The sequence below is a fragment of the Micromonospora sp. WMMA1923 genome, assembly GCF_049179195.1.
GTDB lineage: Bacteria > Actinomycetota > Actinomycetes > Mycobacteriales > Micromonosporaceae > Micromonospora > Micromonospora yangpuensis.
Genome location: NZ_JBMHLZ010000001.1, coordinates 3,426,710 through 3,443,156, shown reverse-complemented (window position 1 = coordinate 3,443,156; position 16,447 = coordinate 3,426,710). Strand labels below are relative to the sequence as shown.

Annotated in this window: 12 protein-coding genes; 1 reads left to right on the top strand and 11 read right to left on the bottom strand. The window is 71.9% G+C overall.

The features are described 5' to 3' along the window. Positions 1 to 67: 67 nt before the first annotated feature. Positions 68 to 661 (top strand): nucleotidyltransferase family protein, encoded by a 594-nt coding sequence (locus ACN28G_RS15445; protein ID WP_091440304.1) that lies wholly within the window; start codon positions 68 to 70, stop codon positions 659 to 661. A gap of 116 nt (positions 662 to 777) precedes the next feature. On the opposite strand, the gene ACN28G_RS15440 is transcribed toward ACN28G_RS15445, so the two are convergent. The 11 genes from ACN28G_RS15440 to ACN28G_RS15390 all read right to left on the bottom strand — a co-directional run bounded on the left by ACN28G_RS15440 (position 778) and on the right by ACN28G_RS15390 (position 16,364). Beyond that, on the bottom strand, positions 778 to 2,190 hold the full coding sequence (locus ACN28G_RS15440; protein WP_421479499.1) for a GH1 family beta-glucosidase: 1,413 nt from the start codon (positions 2,188 to 2,190) through the stop codon (positions 778 to 780). After that, positions 2,191 to 4,425, bottom strand: a complete 2,235-nt coding sequence (yicI, locus tag ACN28G_RS15435) for an alpha-xylosidase (protein ID WP_421479498.1) — start codon at positions 4,423 to 4,425, stop codon at positions 2,191 to 2,193. Further along, the gene (locus ACN28G_RS15430; protein WP_091440295.1) at positions 4,422 to 5,315 is read right to left on the bottom strand and encodes a carbohydrate ABC transporter permease; all 894 of its coding nucleotides are present in this window, start codon (positions 5,313 to 5,315) and stop codon (positions 4,422 to 4,424) included. The genes yicI and ACN28G_RS15430 overlap by 4 nt, the downstream gene beginning before the upstream one ends. Beyond that, entirely contained in the window at positions 5,315 to 6,271 is a 957-nt protein-coding gene (locus ACN28G_RS15425) for a carbohydrate ABC transporter permease (RefSeq protein WP_091440291.1), read from the bottom strand. The genes ACN28G_RS15430 and ACN28G_RS15425 overlap by 1 nt, the downstream gene beginning before the upstream one ends. A 55-nt stretch (positions 6,272 to 6,326) precedes the next feature. Next, positions 6,327 to 7,625 (bottom strand): ABC transporter substrate-binding protein, encoded by a 1,299-nt coding sequence (locus ACN28G_RS15420; RefSeq protein ID WP_091446674.1) that lies wholly within the window; start codon positions 7,623 to 7,625, stop codon positions 6,327 to 6,329. 82 nt (positions 7,626 to 7,707) lie between these two features. Beyond that, complete coding sequence (locus ACN28G_RS15415; protein ID WP_421479497.1) at positions 7,708 to 8,799, bottom strand: LacI family DNA-binding transcriptional regulator; 1,092 nt, start codon at positions 8,797 to 8,799, stop codon at positions 7,708 to 7,710. 233 nt (positions 8,800 to 9,032) lie between these two features. Next, a complete protein-coding gene (locus ACN28G_RS15410) occupies positions 9,033 to 9,842 on the bottom strand; it encodes a metal-dependent hydrolase (protein ID WP_091440283.1) in 810 nt (269 codons plus the stop codon). A gap of 504 nt (positions 9,843 to 10,346) precedes the next feature. After that, positions 10,347 to 12,179: a protein kinase domain-containing protein gene (locus ACN28G_RS15405; RefSeq protein ID WP_421480918.1), complete on the bottom strand. Its 1,833-nt coding sequence runs from the start codon at positions 12,177 to 12,179 to the stop codon at positions 10,347 to 10,349. A gap of 101 nt (positions 12,180 to 12,280) precedes the next feature. Further along, complete coding sequence (locus ACN28G_RS15400) at positions 12,281 to 12,859, bottom strand: DUF1707 SHOCT-like domain-containing protein (RefSeq protein ID WP_421479496.1); 579 nt, start codon at positions 12,857 to 12,859, stop codon at positions 12,281 to 12,283. A gap of 85 nt (positions 12,860 to 12,944) precedes the next feature. Further along, a complete protein-coding gene (locus ACN28G_RS15395) occupies positions 12,945 to 14,273 on the bottom strand; it encodes a glycosyltransferase family 4 protein (protein ID WP_421479495.1) in 1,329 nt (442 codons plus the stop codon). A 144-nt stretch (positions 14,274 to 14,417) separates the two neighbouring features. After that, positions 14,418 to 16,364, bottom strand: a complete 1,947-nt coding sequence (locus tag ACN28G_RS15390) for an amylo-alpha-1,6-glucosidase (RefSeq protein WP_091446673.1) — start codon at positions 16,362 to 16,364, stop codon at positions 14,418 to 14,420. Positions 16,365 to 16,447: the final 83 nt, after the last annotated feature.

The window sequence follows — 16,447 nt, the reverse complement described above, 5'->3', positions numbered from 1 at the left end:
AATATCCGTTTCGCCCCGACACTCCGGGGTGGCGGTGTTCGTTGCACCCGGTGTGCGGATCGCAGGAATGATCATCGCCGCCGGTGGCGGTCGTCGCATCGGCGGCCCCGAGGCTCTCCTGCACCAGGGGGAGAAGCCACTGGTGCGCCGAATGATCGACACCTTGGCCGAAGCGGGTTGCGCGCAGGTCGTGGTGGTGCTCGGGGCCTCGGCCGACCAGGTACGCGAGACGGCGGACCTGACCGGGGCCACCGTCGTGGTCAACCGGGCCTGGGGCACCGGCGTCGGCTCGTCCATCCGGGCCGGCCTGGCCACGCTGGCCGACGACGGTATCGAGGCGGTCGTGGTGGTGCCGGTGGACATGCCGGGGCTCACCGTCGCCGCGGTCCGCCGGGTCGCCGCGCTGCCGTACCCGGATGTGCTGGTCTGCGCGACCTACGACGGGTTGCGCGGCTACCCGATGCTGTTCGGACGCCGGCACTGGCCGGGGATCGCCACGCTGGCCAGCGCCGACGTCGGGGCCCGGCCGTACCTGCTGGCGCACAAGGACCAGATCGTCGACATCGCCTGCGACACGGTGGCCGACGGCAGCCGAGTGGACACCCCCGAGCTGATGGCCCTCTACGGCCTCACCATCCCACCCCAACGCATCGGCGCCTGAGCCCCCCGCCCGGTTGACCATGAGGTTGCTGCCGCGGAATGCCAGGTCTGTCGGCAACAACTTCATGATCAACGCGGAAGGCGGGGGCCCGGAGCCGGGGGCGGAAGGCGGCGGGGTTAGTCGAGTTTCCGATCCGGGAGGACTCCGGTGGTGGCCAGGCGGCGGTACCAGTGGGCGCTGTCCTTCCAGGTGCGTACCTGGGTGTCGTAGTCGACCCGGATGATGCCGAAGCGGCGGTCGTAGCCGTAGCCCCACTCGAAGTTGTCAAGCAGCGACCAGACGAAGTAGCCGCGCACGTCCGCGCCGCCGTCGACGGCCTCGCCCACCGCGTCGATGTGCCGGTACAGGTAGTCGACCCGGGGCTCGTCGTGGATCCGTCCGTCGGCCGAGACCTCGTCGGCGAAGGCCGCCCCGTTCTCGGTGATCATCATCGGCTGGTTCGGGTACTCCCGGCTGAGCCGCAGCAGCAGCTCGGTCATCCCGCTCGGGTCGATGTTCCAGCCCATCGCGGTGTACGGGCCGGGCTGCGGCAGGAAGTCCACGTCACCGGCGCCCACCCACGGGGTGTGCGCCGAGCGGCCGTGCCCGTCGTTGTCCGAGCGGGCCGCGACGCCGTCCCAGGCGCGGACCAGGGTGGTGGAGTAGTAGTTCACCCCGAGCACGTCCAGCGGCACCGCGGCGGTCTGCTCGTCGCCGTCACGCACGAACGACCAGTCGGTGACCTCGGCGGTGTCGGCGAGCAGGTCCGCCGGGTAGGCGCCGTCGAGCATCGGCCCGAGGAACGCCCGGTTGGCCAGCGCGTCGATGCGCCGGACCGCGTCGGCGTCGGCGGCCGAGTCCGACGCCGGCCGGATCACGTGCAGGTTCAGCGTCACCGACAGCTGCGCGGCCGGTGCCAGCTCGCGCACCACCCGACCGGCCAGACCGTGCGCCAGGTTGAGATGGTGTACGGCGGCCAGCGCCGCCGCCGGTTCGGTGCGCCCCGGCGCGTGCACCCCGGAGGCGTAACCGAGGTACGCCGAGCACCACGGCTCGTTCAGGGTGCTCCAGGTGTGCACCCGGTCGCCGAGCGCGCCGACGATGCCGGCGGCGTACTCCTGGAAACGCAGCGCGGTGTCCCGGGCCGGCCAGCCGCCGGCGTCCTCCAACTCCTGCGGCAGGTCCCAGTGGTACATGGTGGCCACCGGCTGGATGCCCAGCTCCAGCAGCCGGTCGGTCAGCCGGGAGTAGAAGTCGATGCCTGCCTGGTTGAACGCCCCCGAACCGCCGGGCTGCACCCGGGGCCAGGCGATCGAGAACCGGTACGCGCCGAGCCCCAACTCCTTGAGGTGGTCCAGGTCCTCGGCCCACCGGTGGTAGTGGTCGGCCGCCACGTCACCGGTGTCCCCGTTCAGGGTCCGGCCGGGGGTGTGGCTGTAGGTGTCCCAGATCGACGGCCCCCGCCCGTCCTCGGTGGCCGCTCCCTCGATCTGGTACGACGCCGTGGCCGAACCCCACAGGAAACCCTCGGGAAAACTGCGCGCTGTCATCTACTGTCCTTCCGCCTTCACAACCTCACAGGTGTACCCCGATGACTCCCCGGAGATCAACGAGACGCCCGCCACCTGACCGTCGTAGGTCACCTCGAACTCCGCTCCCGGCCCGCCGTCCGGCGCGGGTACGCGTACCCGGGTGCGTTGTCCCTCGGTGGGAGCGTAGAGCCGCAGCCGTACGCCGTCGGCCCACGGGTAGTCCGGTCGGTCCGAGACCGTACCGAACGGGAGCACCGCGCCGGGGCGGGCCAGCACCGGCACGCCGAAGAAGTCGTGCTCCTCGGTCACCCACCCCGGTCCGGTCAGCCGCTGACCGCTGAGCAGGTTGGTCCAGGTGCCGGCCGGCAGGTAGTACGTGACCCGGCCGTCGGCGCGCATCACCGGCGCGACCAGCACGTCCGGGCCGAGCAGGTACTGCCGGTCCAGGTGCGCCACCGCCGGGTCGTCCGGGAACTCCAGGATCATCGGCCGCATCATCGGCAGCCCCTCGGTGTGCGCCTGCTCGGCGACCGCCGCCAGGTACGGCATCAGGGCGAGCTTGAGCCGGGTGAAGTGGCGCAGCACGTCCACCGCCTCGGCGTCGTAGGCCCACGGCACCCGGTACGAGCCGGAGCCGTGCAGCCGGGAGTGCGAGGAGAGCAGCCCGAAGGCGATCCAGCGCTTGAACACCGCCGGATCGGGGGTGCCCTCGAAGCCGCCGATGTCGTGGCTCCAGTAGCCGAAGCCGGAGGCGGCCAGGGAGAGCCCGCCGCGCAGCGACTCGGCCATCGCCACGAAGGTCGACTCGCAGTCGCCGCCCCAGTGCACCGGGAACTGCTGTCCGCCAGCGGTGGCCGAGCGGGCGAAGAGCACCGCCTCACCCTCGCCCCGTTCGCGCTCCAGCAGCTCGAAGACGGCCCGGTTGTAGAGGTACGAGTAGTAGTTGTGCATCCGCTGCGGGTCCGCGCCGTCGTGCCACACCACGTCGGTGGGGATCCGCTCGCCGAAGTCGGTCTTGAAGCAGTCCACCCCCATGTCCAGCAGGGCCTTCAGCTTGCCGGCGTACCAGGCGACCGCGTCGGGGTTGGTGAAGTCGACAAGCGCCATCCCGGCCTGCCACTTGTCCCACTGCCAGACCGAGCCGTCCGGGTTGCGTACCAGGTAGCCGGCCTGCCGGCCCTCCTCGAACAGGTACGACCGCTGGGCGATGTACGGGTTGATCCAGACGCAGACCTTCAGACCCCGCTCGTGCAGCCGGCGCAGCATTCCCGCCGGGTCGGGGAAGGTCTGCGGGTCCCAGATGAAGTCGACCCAGTGGAACTGGCGCATCCAGAAACAGTCGAAGTGGAACACCGACAGCGGCAGGTCCCGTTCGGCCATCCCGTCGATGAACTCGGTGACCGTCTTCTCGTCGTACGAGGTGGTGAAGGAGGTGGACAGCCAGAGCCCGTACGACCAGGCAGGTACCCGGGCCGGCCGGCCGGTCAGCGCGGTGTACCGGCGCAGCACGTCCTTGCCGGTCGGCCCGTCGATCACGTGGTAGGTGAGCGACTGTCCGGCCACACTGAACTGGGTCTGCGACACCACCTCGGAGCCGACCTCGAAGGAGACGTGCTCCGGGTGGTCGACGAAGAGACCGTAGCCGGCGCTGCTGAGATAGAACGGCACGTTCTTGTACGCCTGCTCGCTGGCGGTGCCGCCGTCGGCGTTCCAGACGTCGACCACCTGACCGTTCTTGACGTACGTGCCGAACCGCTCGCCCAGGCCGTAGATGGTCTCGCCGACGCCGAGGGCCAACCGGTCGTGCACGAACGCGCGACCCTGGCCGTCGGTGACCACCCCGACGCTGCGCTCGGTGGACGAGGTGACCACCTCGTCGCCGCGCAGGAAGTCCACCTGCCAGGCGTCGACCAGCCGGACCCGGACGGTCAGCCCACCGGTGGTCAACGAGGCGGTCAACCCGGTGACGTCGACGGTGACCGGGTGGTCCGTGCCGGTGTGCAGCCCGAACCGCGGCTCGCGGGGCAGCCCGCCGGCGTGGTGTCCGATGGTCACCCCCACCACGCCGGCGGCGGGGGAGAAGAACCGTACCGTCACGACCGGCCGGTTGAGGGTGTCACCGCGTCCGTTGATGGCCCCGGTGGGGGCGTACACGGTGAAGCCGCGCTCCTCGACCTCCACCGATTCGACGACCCGGGGGCGCAGCACGCTGACCCCGGGACGCAGCTGCCAGTACCCGTCGGTGAACTTCACTTCTCGGCTCCTACGGTGATGCCGCGGCTCAGCGTGCGTTGGAAGATGAGGAAGAAGACGATCGCCGGGACGAGGCTGACCAGCGCCCCGGCGTTCGTCGTGGGGGCGTCCATCAGCCGGTCGCCCTGCAACGACGCCAGGGCCACCGGGATCGTCTGGGTCTGGTTGTCGATCAGCATCACCAGCGGGATCAGGAACTCGTTCCAGGTCCAGACGAAGAAGAAGACCAGCAGCACCGCGAGGGTCGGGCGGACGTTGGGCAGCACGACCCGGCGCAGGATCGTCCAGGAGCCGGCCCCGTCCAACGCCGCCGCCTCCAGCAGGCTACGCGGGAAGGTGCCGAGCACCGAGGCGAGCAGGTACGTGCCGAACGCGCTCTGGATGACGGTGAAGATGATGATCACGGCGAGTCGGGTGTTGTAGAGGCCGACCTCCTTGGCCAGGTAGTACAGCGGGTAGACGAGCGACTCCTGCGGCAGCATGTTCGCCAGCAGGAACAGGCCCACGATCGTCAGCCGGCCGCGGACCCGACCGATACCCAGCGCGTACGCGTTGAGCAGCGACACCGCCACCGCGAAGACCGCCACCGAGCCGGCGATCAGCGTCGAGTTCCACAGCTTCAGTGGGAAGTCCACCCGCGTCCAGTACGCCCGCAGGCCGTCGGTGTAGAACTCCGTCGGCCAGCTCAGCGGCCCCTCGGTGGAGTACTGCCCCGGCGGTTTGAACGCGTTGAGCAGCATGATGGCCAACGGCACCAGCATCAGCAGCGCGGCGGCGCTGACCAGGCCGAGCGCCAGCCAGCCGCCGGAGCCGTGCCGGCGGGGGTCCCGGGTACGGGCCCGCGGCGCGGTGTCGACCGGGGTGCCGCCCGGTGCGGTGGTGAGGGACATCAGCTGCCTCCGTCGGCACGCTCGGCGCGGCGTTGGGCGGCCAGGACGACCAACGCCACCAGCACGATGATCGCGGTGAGGACTGTCGAGATCGCCGAGCCGTAGCCGACCTGGAGCTTGTTGAAGAAGGTGTGGTACGCGAAGTACGACGGCACGATCGTGGCGTTCTCCGGCCCGCCCCGGGTCAGCGCGTAGATCGGGCCGAACACCTTCATCGCGGCGATCGTGCAGGTGAGTGCCACCACGAAGGTCTCCGGCCGGATCTGCGGCAGGGTGATCGCCCGGAACCGGTGCCACCAGCCGGCCCCGTCCAGCTCCGCCGCCTCGTACAGCTCGGGGTCGACCCGCTGCAACGCGGCCATGAAGACCACCACCGGGTAGCCGATCTGCACCCAGATCATCACCCCCAGCACCGCCGGCAGGGCGGTGTCCGGGTCACCCAGCCAGTCGTGGCGCAGCCCGTCCAGGCCGACCGCGGTGAGCAGCCCGTTGAGCGCCCCGTCGGGGCGCAGGATCCACCCCCACACGATGCCGGCGACCACCACCGGCAGGACCTGGGGCAGGTAGAACGCGGCCCGCAGGGCGGCGGCGGTACGCGGCCGGAACCGTCGACCGATGGTGTCGAACAGGACGGTGGCCAGCAGCAGCCCGAGTGCGGTGGGGACCAGCACCATCGCCACGATCATCGACAGGGTGTTGCGGAACGACAACCAGAACACCTGGTCGTCGAGGAGCCGCCGGTAGTTCTCCAGGCCCACGAAACTCGGGTCGCCGATGCCCGACCAGCGGGTGAGCGACAGGTAACCGGTGAACAGCAACGGGCCACCGATGACCAGCGCGAACAACACCGCGCCGGGGATCAGGTAGAGCCAGTACGTGCCGTCGCGGCCCCGGCGGGCGGTGCCGCGACGCGGCGGGCGCCTCTCCGGCGCGACGGGGGATCGGGGTACGGCCATCAGGGTCCCTCCGGTGCCGGGCGGGCGAGCCGTCGGCCCGCCCGCCCGTGGTCGGTCAGCCGCGTCGGATCTCCGCCACGCCCTCGGCGTACGGCTTCGCGATGGCGTCGAGCACCTCGGCCGGGGACTTCGACTGGTTGATCAGGCTCTGGAAGCCGGAGACCAGCACGTCGTAGTAGCCGGGCACCGGCCAGTCCGGATAGAAGGCCAGCCCGTCGGCGGCGCTGACGGCGTTGAAGCTCTCCACCAGCTTGCGGCCCCTGGCGTCGGTGATGGTCGCCGGGTCGCCGGCAACCGGGACGCCGCCGTTGTTGCCGATCAGCGCCTGGATCTCCGGTCGCATGGTGATGTCGATGAAGTCGTACGCCAGGTCCTTGGCCTTACTGGTGGCCGGCACCACCCACAGGTTGCCCGACGAACCGGCGTGCAGGGTGTTGCCGGGGAACAGGAAGGTGTCCCAGTCGGCCTTCATCTCGGTGGCGAACCGGCCGAACCACCAACTGCCGGAGACGATCATCGGGGTCTTCCCGGCGATGAACGCGGTGCCCATGTCCTCGGCCTTGGCGCTGGCCGAGTCCTTGGCGACGTAACCCTTGCGGACCCAGTCGGCGAAGGTCTGCGCACCGTCGCGCAGCGGGCCGCTGCCGAAGTCGACCGGGTTGCGGTAGAGCTGGTAGTCGTCGACGAAGGAACGGTCGGCTCCGGCGAGCGCGAGCTGGTAGAACAGCTGCCCGGCCGGGTACTCGGCGCCGGCGGTGCCCAGCGGCACGATGCCCTTGGCGACGAAGGTGTCCATCGCCGCGGTCAGCTCGGCGAGGGTGGTCGGCACCGCCACCTGGTGTTCGGCGAAGAGGTCCTTGTTGTAGTAGACCATCACGTACTCGCCGTAGTTCGGCACCCCGTACCAGTTGCCGGAGCCCATCACGCCCTTGTCGTCGTACCGGGCGGTGGTCTGCAGACTGGGGCTGAGGGCCTTGTCCCAACCCCGTTCGGTCGCCTCGGCCGTCAGGTCGGTGAGCAGGCCCTGCTTGGACAGCAGTCCCGAGGTGGCGTTGCCCTTGTTGTACTCCATCACGTCCGGGCCCTCGGACGAGTTGATGATCATCGCCGCGTTCTGCTGGATCTGTTCGAACGCCTTGCGCTCGAAGCGGACCTCGACGCCGGGGTGTTCGTCCTTGAACACCTCGATCGCCCGGTCCCAGGCGATGCTCATCGCGCTGTTCTCGCCCTCGTAGTGCCAGAGCTTGAGCACGTTGGCGTCGCCGGCGTCGTCGTCACCACCGCAGGCGGTGAGGGTGCCGGCCGTCAGGGTGGCCAGCGCCACCATCGCGGCGAGGGTACGCAGTCGTCGCATCAGCATTCTCCTCGTGGGTGTCGGGTCGGGTCGGGTCGGTGCGGCGCTGGCCCGTCGTCGCGTCGCGGCGCGGGCCCGGTCGTCATGGGTGCGCGCTGCGCCGGCCGGTCGGTGCGGGTGTCAGGGTCGGTGGTGGTCCGGTGGAGCCGCGGACCTCCAAGGTGCAGGGCAGCAACTGCTGGTGGATCTCGGCGCTGTCGGTGCTCCCGGTGCTCCCGGCGCTGTCGGTGCTCCCGGCACCGAGGTGGCGCAGCAGCTGCTCGACGGCGATCCGCCCCACCGCCGTGCCCGGTGAGGTCATCGTGGTCAGCGCGGGGGTGGCCAACTCGGCCACCTGCGGCGAGGTGACCATCGAGACCACCGAGACGTCGTCGGGGACCGTACGGCCGTGCGCGGCGAGCCCACCGAGGATGCCGAAGACCGCGCTCTCGTTCATGGCCAGCACGGCGGTGAGTTCGGGGGCCCGGTCGAAGGCGCTGGCCAGCGCCGCCCGGCCACCGCCCGGGCTGTCCTCGGCCGGGATCATCACCGGCTCGATGCGGCGACCGGCCGTCGCGGTGGCGAAGGCGTCCCGGGAGCGCAGTGCCGGACCGTAGCCCTCGGTGATCGCGGTGGCCGAGTGGTTGACGTAGACGATGCGCCGGTGCCCGAGGTCGGCCAGGTACCCGACGGCGTCGTGCACCGTACGGTCGAAGTCGATGTCGACGTACGAAAGGCCGGTGGTGTCGGCGGTACGCCCGATCAGCACCACCGGGACGCCGGCTGAGCGCAGGACCCCGACCCGTGGGTCGTCGAGCTGCACCTCCATCAGCAGCACCCCGTCGAGCATCCGCTGACTGGCCAGCTGGCGCAGCCCGTCGAGGTCACCGGCGTCGACGGGGGAGAGCACCAGGTGGTAGCCGGCCGCGCTGGCCGCGGTCGCGGCGCCGGTGACGAAGGCCGTCTCGGTCGCCCCGAGGCCGCGCTCGTCGATCGGCAGCAGCAGCCCGAGGATCCGGCTGCGCCGGCTGGCCAGCCCCCGAGCCATCGCGTGCGGCTGGTAACCCAGCTCGGCCATGGCGGCGCGGACCTTCTCCCGGGTGGCCGCGGAGATCGGGCGGGCGCCGGTGAGCACGTACGACACGGTGCTGACCGAGACCTGGGCGAGACGGGCGACATCCTGCATGTTCGCCATCGCGCACCTCCCGGTCCGCCCCGCCACCGGCCCGGTCGGGCCGGCCCCGGACCACCTGTCGAAGCGGTTCGTCGAAGCGTTTCGACAGAAACTAGGCCACGTGTTACCGGGACGTCAATAGCGGATGACGGATGTTCGCAACCGGTCGACGGAGCCGGCTCCGTCGACCGGTAGGACACCTCCCGACCTGGGGCGGCGTGTCCCGGTGCGTCCCGGCGCGGGCCGGGCGGGGGTCACAGCTCGGTGGTGAACCGCTCCAGCACCGAGGGGGCGACCAGGCCGATCGCGGAGAGCACCACGACGACAGTCATGATCGAACGCAGCACGACCGTCTCGGTCTTGCTGCCGGTACGCAGGGCGAATTTGCTCGGCAGCCGGATCGGCGTCCACATCCGACGCTTGATCGGGATCGGCCAGAGGATCGGCACCCCGGCCCGGGTGATCATGTCGCCGAGGATGTGCACGAAACAGCCCACCCCCATCGCCAGCCCGAGCAGCGGATACCCCCGGTCACCGGGGAGGTTGGCGAAGGTGAACCAGGCGGCGGCGGCCGACACCAGGGTCACGATCACCCAGCCGGCCCGTTCGGCCCACTTGTCGAACAACCCGCGCAGAGCCAGACCGATCATGAAGAACAGGATCCCGATCACGGCCCACTTGCCGTACGTGGCGCAGAGCCAGGTGGTGCCCCAGCCGACCAGGACGGTGAACGGGATGGTGTGGGTAAGCGTACGGTGGCCGTTGTTGCGCTTGGGATCCTTGCTCAACTTGGTGGCGTAGTAGACGCCCAGCGAGATCTTCTCCATCACCTCGGCGGCGAAGAGGCTGACCACGCCGAAGGTCCGGGCGACGGTCGCGCCGCCCTGGTTGCGGGTGACCTTGCCGGAGAGGTCCAGGTCGGGAAAGAGCGCGCCACCGGCGCAGACCGCGGTCCCGACGGCGAGCGCGAGCGGCGACTGCTCGTAGTCGGCGAACTGGTACAGCCCCCACGAGCCGGCCAGCCACACCGCCGCGCCGGACAGCGCGTGGGACGGTCCCATCATCTCGCGTCACCCTCCCCAAAAAGCTTGATCCACAACCTACGCCACAGTGTCGGGTCGACGTCGAGGGGGATCGCTCGGGTCCAGGATGGACGACTCCGGTAAGCCTCGGTCGGGTCCGCTCAGGCTCCGGCCGGGCTGAAGGATCTGACCGAACCATCTTGCACCAAACTGCGCTTTTTGCGGGCTTGTGAGGCATCTGCGATAGGCAGGGTGTCGCGCCCTCAGGGGCCACTTTCGTCCAATCACCGGCCTGCTGTCGACTCCTCGCCGGCTCGACGGATTCCCGGTCACCACCACCAACTCCGACCCGTCGAACGCCCCCGCTCCCGCCCCCTCCCGCGACTGATACGCCTTGCTCTCCCTCCGTACCCGGTCGGGGTTCAGATCTTGGACACTTACCGTCCAAATAGAACGGTAAATGTCCAAGATTCACTTCGACGCCCGCCTTGGCGGGGGTGGGGGAGGGAGGCGGGGGTGGGTGGGGTGGGGTGGGGTGCCGCGTTGCTAGGGGGTGGGGCGGAAGCTCTGCCGGATCATCAGGAGGTACGGCGTGTTCACCTGCCAGTCGAATTCATTGGTCTGCCAGGCGACCGTGTAGGCCCGCCCGGTGGAGACGGTGACCAACAGCCGCGACGAGTGCACCTGCTCGCCGCGCGCGTCGCGCCAGCGGCACTCCCACAGTGCGCCACCGGCGAACAGGTCCAGCCCGGAGATGTCGATCTGTTCGTAGTCACGCAGCAGGCCGGCCTGGGTCAACCGGCGTTCCTCGGCCCGCCAGTATCGCACCGGGTCGGCCGGTGCCGCCCCCGGGGCGATGCTGAGCAGCCGCGACCCACCCGGCTCCCGGAAACAGGTCACCGGCGTCGTGCCGGCCCGGGCCGGATCCACTGCGGCAACCGATCGCGCGGACCCGGCGGCGGCCGGTCGGCCGAGGGCGGTGGTGGTTGCCGGTTCTTCCGCGGTGGCGGCGGCCGGTCGGCCGAGGGCGGTGGGGTTTGCCGGTTGTCCGGCGGCGGTGGCGGCTACCGGTCGCGCGGAGGCCACCGCGGACGGTGTCCGTGCGGGACCCTCGGTGTCGGCGGGCTGGGTCGGGGCGCTCGTGGTGGCCGGTCGGTCGGGTTCCTCGGTCCAGCGCAGCCAGCCGACCGGTACGGCGATCCGGAAACCGGTCGGGTCGAGGTGCCAGGTCCAGCCGGCGATCAGGGCGAGTTCCCCGTCCGGTGGGGGGATCGGCCGGACCGGCGTCGCACCGGCCGGTGGGGGGCCCGCACAGGCGAACGCCGTCGGTGCGGCCGGAACCGTGGCCGTCGGCGGCGGGCCGGCCACCGGATCCGGCCCGGCCGGCCCGTTCCCGGCTCGGCTCAACGCCACCGCGCCACCGGCCCCGGCCAGCAACACGACGGCCGCCACCACCGCGACCGTCGCCCGCCGCCGCGCGGGCGTCGGGTTGCTGACCGTGGTCCCGGCCGTCCGGTCATCGGCGGCCCACCGCGGCTCGACGGGCGTGCCGGATCGCGCCGCCCATGCCGGCTCGGAGGTCGGCGCGGGCGGCCCGGAGGGCGGCGGGCCGGGCGAGGCCGGTTCGCCGTCGGCCACGGCGCGCAGCATCGGTTCCACCTCGGCGGCGTTGAGTCGCCGGGCCGGATCACGCCGCAGCAGCCCGGCCAGTACCGGTTCCAGTGGGCCGGCCCGGTGGGGCGGGTCGGGTGGCTCGACCGCCAGCGCGCTCAACGTGGCCATCGCGCTGGCGCGGGCGTACGGCGATCGGCCCTCGACCGCCGCGTAGAGCGTCGCGCCCAGCGACCACAGGTCGCTGCGCGGGTCGGACGCGCCGGTGCGGGCCCGCTCCGGGGCGACGTACTGCGGGGAGCCGAGCACCATGCCGGGGCCGGTCATCGCGGCGTCCCCGCCGACGAAGGTGGCCAGGCCGAAATCGGTCAACACCACTCGGCCACCCTCGGTGACCAGCACGTTGTGCGGCTTGACGTCGCGGTGCAGCACCCCGGCGGCGTGGGCGACCCGCAGCGCGGTCAGCACCGCCAGGCCGATCCGCGCGGCGTGCGGCGGACTGAGCGGCCCGTCGGCGGCGATGATCTGCTGCACCGAGCGGGACGGAACGTACTCCATGACCAGCCACTGGCTGTCCCGGTCGACAAGCGCGTCGTAGATCCGGACCACGTTGGGGTGGTCGAGGCGGGCCGCGGTGCGGGCCTCCCGCAGCGTACGCAGGCGGATCTCGTCGCGTTCGGCCTCGGCCAGCCAGACCGGCGGGATGATCTCCTTCAGCGCCACGTCGCGGTGCAGCATCTCGTCACGGGCCCGCCACACCCGTCCCATGCCGCCGGAGCCGACCAGGTCCAACAGCCGGTACCGACCGGCGATCAGCTCCTGCTGCACCACGAACTCCCTCGGCTACGTGTCGTACACCATAACCAGGGTCACCACCAGCGTCGACGCGGTGGGCGGATGGTCACGTCGCCGAAGATCGCCCGGGCGCGTACCTCGATCACCGGACCGCCGGGGACGACCGGCCCGGACAGCTTGGACCGCTTGGAGCCGAAGACGGCCGAGCCGGTCAGCCGGACGTCGGTGCCCTCCGGCACCACGACGGTGACGTTGCCGAAGATGGCGTCGGCGTCGATCGTGGTGACCCGCCGGTGCAGCTCGGTCTCGTGCAGCTCGATGCGGCAGTCACCGAAGACGGCGCGGGCCTCGATGCGTTCCGGTACCGCCCAGACGCCCTTGCGTACCTCGTTGCCGAAGACCGCCAGCAGCCGTTCCGCGGCCGCGTCGGTCGGGCGGGCGACGGCCCGGCCCGGTGCGTCCGGCAGGTTCCGGGTCACCCGGGTCAACTCGCCCCTGGTCAGCGAGGCGTGCGCCTCGCCCACCCGGTCGGCGTACTCGTCGAGGGTGAGCCGGCCCTCGGCGGCCGCCTGGCCGAGCAGCTGCACGACCTCCTCCCGCTCCCGGTCGGAGACGCGCAGTCGGTCGGTGTCGTCGTACCGTTCCGGTTCCACCCGTCGAGGGTAGCTGCCGCGACCCGCAGGCCAGGCCGCAGCCGCTGGGCCATCGTGCCGGCAGCGGCCGGCCGGCGTGCGGAGTTCAGCAGGCGGCGCCACCGACGGCGAGCAGGTTGCCGGTCGGGATGACCGGTGCCCGGCGGGGCGAGGGCAGCTCGGCGACCCGCCGGGCCTGGGTGGTGCCGTGCTCGCGGCGGGCGACGGCGTACGTCTGCGCGGTGTGCGCGGCGATGGTGGCCCAGCCGTAGCGCTGGCCCACCATGCGGCGGGCCTGGCGGGCGACCCGGCGGGCGAAGACCTCGTCGCCGAGGAGCTGGTCGACCGCGCCGGCCAGGGCCGACGGGTCGCTGTGCGGGAAGGTGACGCCGGTGACGCCGGGCTCGACGATCTCGGCCAGCCCACCGGTGCGGGCCACCGCCAGCGGCGCGCCGGCCGCCGCGGCCTCCAGGGCCACCATGCCGAACGGCTCGTAGAGGCTGGGTACGACGGTCGCGTCGGTGGCACCGAGGACCGCCGGTAGCTGGGTGTTGTCGAGGAACCCGGCGAAGTGCACGTTGCCGCCCAGGCCGAGCCGCTGCGTCCGCTCCTCCAACTCGCCCCGGTAGGGCCCGTCGCCGGCGATCAGCAGCCGCAGTCCCGGGTGCCGGCCGCGCAACTGCGCCACGGCGTCCACGAGGTGCTGCACGCCCTTCTCGTAGACCAGGCGGCCGGCGTACCCGATCAGTGGCCCCTCGCCGGCGAACCGGGCCCGGGCCGAGGCGACGGCGCGGGGGCGGGCCCGCCAGGCCCGGTCGTCCACCCCGTTGGCCACCACGTCGATCCGTTCGGCCGGCACCCCGAACAGGGTCGTCACCTGCTCGCGCATGTACCCGGAGCAGGCGATCACCCGGCCGGAGGCGGTGCTGAGCCAGTGCTCGACGCCGTGGATGGTGCGGTTCATCTCCTCGGGCAGCCAGCCCTGGTGCCGGCCGGCCTCGGTGGCGTGGATCGTGGTGACCAGCGGCAGGTCCAGGTGTTCGGCCAGGGTGATCGCGGTGTGCGCGACCAGCCAGTCGTGGGCGTGCACGACGTCGTAGCTGTCGGCTTCGGTGGCGCGCAGGGCGGCCCGGGTCAGGGTGTGGTTGAAGGCCATCGTCCAGGCCAGCAGGCTGCTGGTGGCCAGTGGGAAGGTGACCGGGTCCTCGGCGGCGCGCACGATGCGTACCCCGTCGGCGTACTCCTCGATGGGCGCGCCCTCGGTGTGCCGGGTGACCACGGTGACGTCGTGCCCGGCGGCGACCAGCGCCACGGAGAGGGCGTGCACGTGCCGGCCGAGGCCGCCGACCAGCAGCGGAGGGTACTCCCAGGAGAGCATCAGGATGCGCTGCCGGCGGTTGGGGTGGATGTCGATCACGTCGGCGTCCGGTGACATGCGGCCCCCTTGGAGTTGTCCCGTGGCGGCCGGGCCGGCACCCCGTACCGGGTGCCGGCCAACTCGGCCGGGTGGAATGCCCCCATCCTTTCGCGGCCCGGATAACCGCTGGCGACGCCGCCGTTGCGGTCGTGTAAAGCGCCCCTATCCGATCCGTCGGACTCGCAGCGTTTCCGCCACCGACCAGGCCTGGAACGGGCAGCCGGTGCCCCGGTGCGGGGCCAGCCCGTCGGCGGTCTCGCTCACCGAACCCAGCCCGTACTCGCGCAGGTGCCCGTCGATGCCGGTGAACAGGTCGTCGACGTCGATCCCGGCCCGCCGGCAGGCGTCGGCGTACGGACCGGTAAGCCACGGCCAGACGGTGCCCTGGTGGTACGCGCCGTCCCGGTCGGCCGGCCCGCCCCGGTGCCGGCCGGCGAAGCCGGGGGAGTCCGGCGAGAGGCTGCGCGGCCCCAGCGGGGTGAGCAGGCCGTCGGCCACCCGCCGCAGCGTCTGCGGGTCCGGCTCCAGCGGCGCGTACGGCAGCGACCAGGCCAGCAGCTGGTTGGGCCGGAGCAGGTCGTCGTCGTGGTGCGCGGCACCTCCCAACGGGTACGCGGGCGCGGGCGCGTCCACCACGTCGTGCAGCCAGCCCAGCTCCGGTGCCGGGAAGCGCTGCCGGAACGAGGCCAGCGCCCGCCCGTGCAGCCGCCACAGCTCGGTCGCGTCCTGCCCGGCCAGCTCGGTCAGCTCCGCCAACCCGGCCAAACCGTTGACCCACAGGGCGTTGACCTCGACGGGCTTGCCGATCCGCGGGGTCACCGGCACCCCGTACACCCGGGCGTCCATCCAGGTCAGCGCGGCACCCGGGGCACCTGCGGTGAGCAGCGCGTCGGCCGGGTCGACGACGATGCCGTACCGGGTGCCGGCGAGGTGGGCCCCGACCACCGAGTGCAGCGCCGGCAGCAGCTCGTCGCCGAGGTCGGTGTCCCCGGTGACGGTGACGTGCCGGCTGACCGCGTGCAGGAACCACAGCGTGGCGTCGACCGTGTTGTACTCCACCCGGCCGGTGTCGGCGGTGTTGGCGAGCATCCCCTCCGACAGCGTCGCCGCGTACGAACGCAACAGCTCGCGCCCCTCGTCGGCCCGGCCGGTGCAGAGGAACAGCCCCTCGTAGGAGATCATCGTGTCCCGCGACCAGGCACCGAACCACGGGTACCCGGCGACCACCTCGACCGGCGCGGCGGCGGTGCGGACCACGAACGCGTCGGCGGCCAGGGCCAGCGTCGCGGTGGTGTCGTCGACCGGCTTCGCGGCCGCCACCACCTGCCGGTTGCGCCGCCGGGCGGCGGCCACCACGTCGGTGGCCGGCATCGGCTCGACGTCGAGCTGGTCGGCCCAGGCCAGCACCGAGACGGTGTCGCCGGGACGCTCCAGCGCGCCGGAGAACCGCCCCGCGTACCAGAGGTCCTCGTCCGGGTGCAGGCCCCGGGTGGCTTCCTCGCGGTGGTGCACCCCGAGCCACCACTGCCCCTGCGGGCTCCAGCCCGGACCGGCGAGCCGGAACGCCCCCTCGACCACCGCGCCCTGCCCGACCGGCTCCACCCGCAGGTCCGGGCCGTCGGACCGGCGTTCGCCGTGGGCGTCGCGCCAGGTGCAGACGGCGGCCAGGTCCAGCTGGACCGGGCCGCCGGCGACCAACCGGTGCACCACGGCCACGCAGGAGCGGCCGGGCAGCATCGCCACCTCCCGCTCGATCACCGTCGCGCCGATCCGCCAGCGCCACCGGGGCACGCCGTCGATCAGCGCGAAGTGCTCCAGCAGCTCGAAGCCGCGCGGGTCGACCTCACCCGAGGACCACTCGTGCGCGCCGAGGCGGACCTGCGCACCGGAGGGCAGCAGCACCGCCGGGTCCAGGCTCACCAGACCGACGTTGCGGGTCGCCGGGGTGTCACCGGCCACCACCAGCAGGCCGTGGTAGCGGCGGGTCCGCAACCCGCTGACGGTGCCCATGGCGTACCCGCCGACCCCGTCGGTGACCAACCACTCGCGGCTCGCGCCGCCGGTCGTCACGTCACCACAGACCTGGGGCCCGAAACTGATGTCGATCAACTTTCCTCCACCGGCGGCGAGGTGTAACACGCCACGACGAGAATGGCCGCTGTGGTCAAGGACACCAACGGCACCGAAGATAG

What these genes read in the sequence shown, in the direction of transcription:
- ACN28G_RS15445 (WP_091440304.1), top strand. Translation starts at nt 68, where the DNA reads ATGATCATCGCCGCCGGTGGCGGTCGTCGCATCGGCGGCCCCGAGGCT.
- ACN28G_RS15440 (WP_421479499.1), bottom strand. Translation starts at nt 2,190, where the DNA reads ATGACAGCGCGCAGTTTTCCCGAGGGTTTCCTGTGGGGTTCGGCCACG.
- ACN28G_RS15430 (WP_091440295.1), bottom strand. Translation starts at nt 5,315, where the DNA reads ATGTCCCTCACCACCGCACCGGGCGGCACCCCGGTCGACACCGCGCCG.
- ACN28G_RS15425 (WP_091440291.1), bottom strand. Translation starts at nt 6,271, where the DNA reads ATGGCCGTACCCCGATCCCCCGTCGCGCCGGAGAGGCGCCCGCCGCGT.
- ACN28G_RS15420 (WP_091446674.1), bottom strand. Translation starts at nt 7,625, where the DNA reads ATGCGACGACTGCGTACCCTCGCCGCGATGGTGGCGCTGGCCACCCTG.
- ACN28G_RS15415 (WP_421479497.1), bottom strand. Translation starts at nt 8,799, where the DNA reads ATGGCGAACATGCAGGATGTCGCCCGTCTCGCCCAGGTCTCGGTCAGC.
- ACN28G_RS15410 (WP_091440283.1), bottom strand. Translation starts at nt 9,842, where the DNA reads ATGATGGGACCGTCCCACGCGCTGTCCGGCGCGGCGGTGTGGCTGGCC.
- ACN28G_RS15405 (WP_421480918.1), bottom strand. Translation starts at nt 12,179, where the DNA reads ATGGGACGGGTGTGGCGGGCCCGTGACGAGATGCTGCACCGCGACGTG.
- ACN28G_RS15395 (WP_421479495.1), bottom strand. Translation starts at nt 14,273, where the DNA reads ATGTCACCGGACGCCGACGTGATCGACATCCACCCCAACCGCCGGCAG.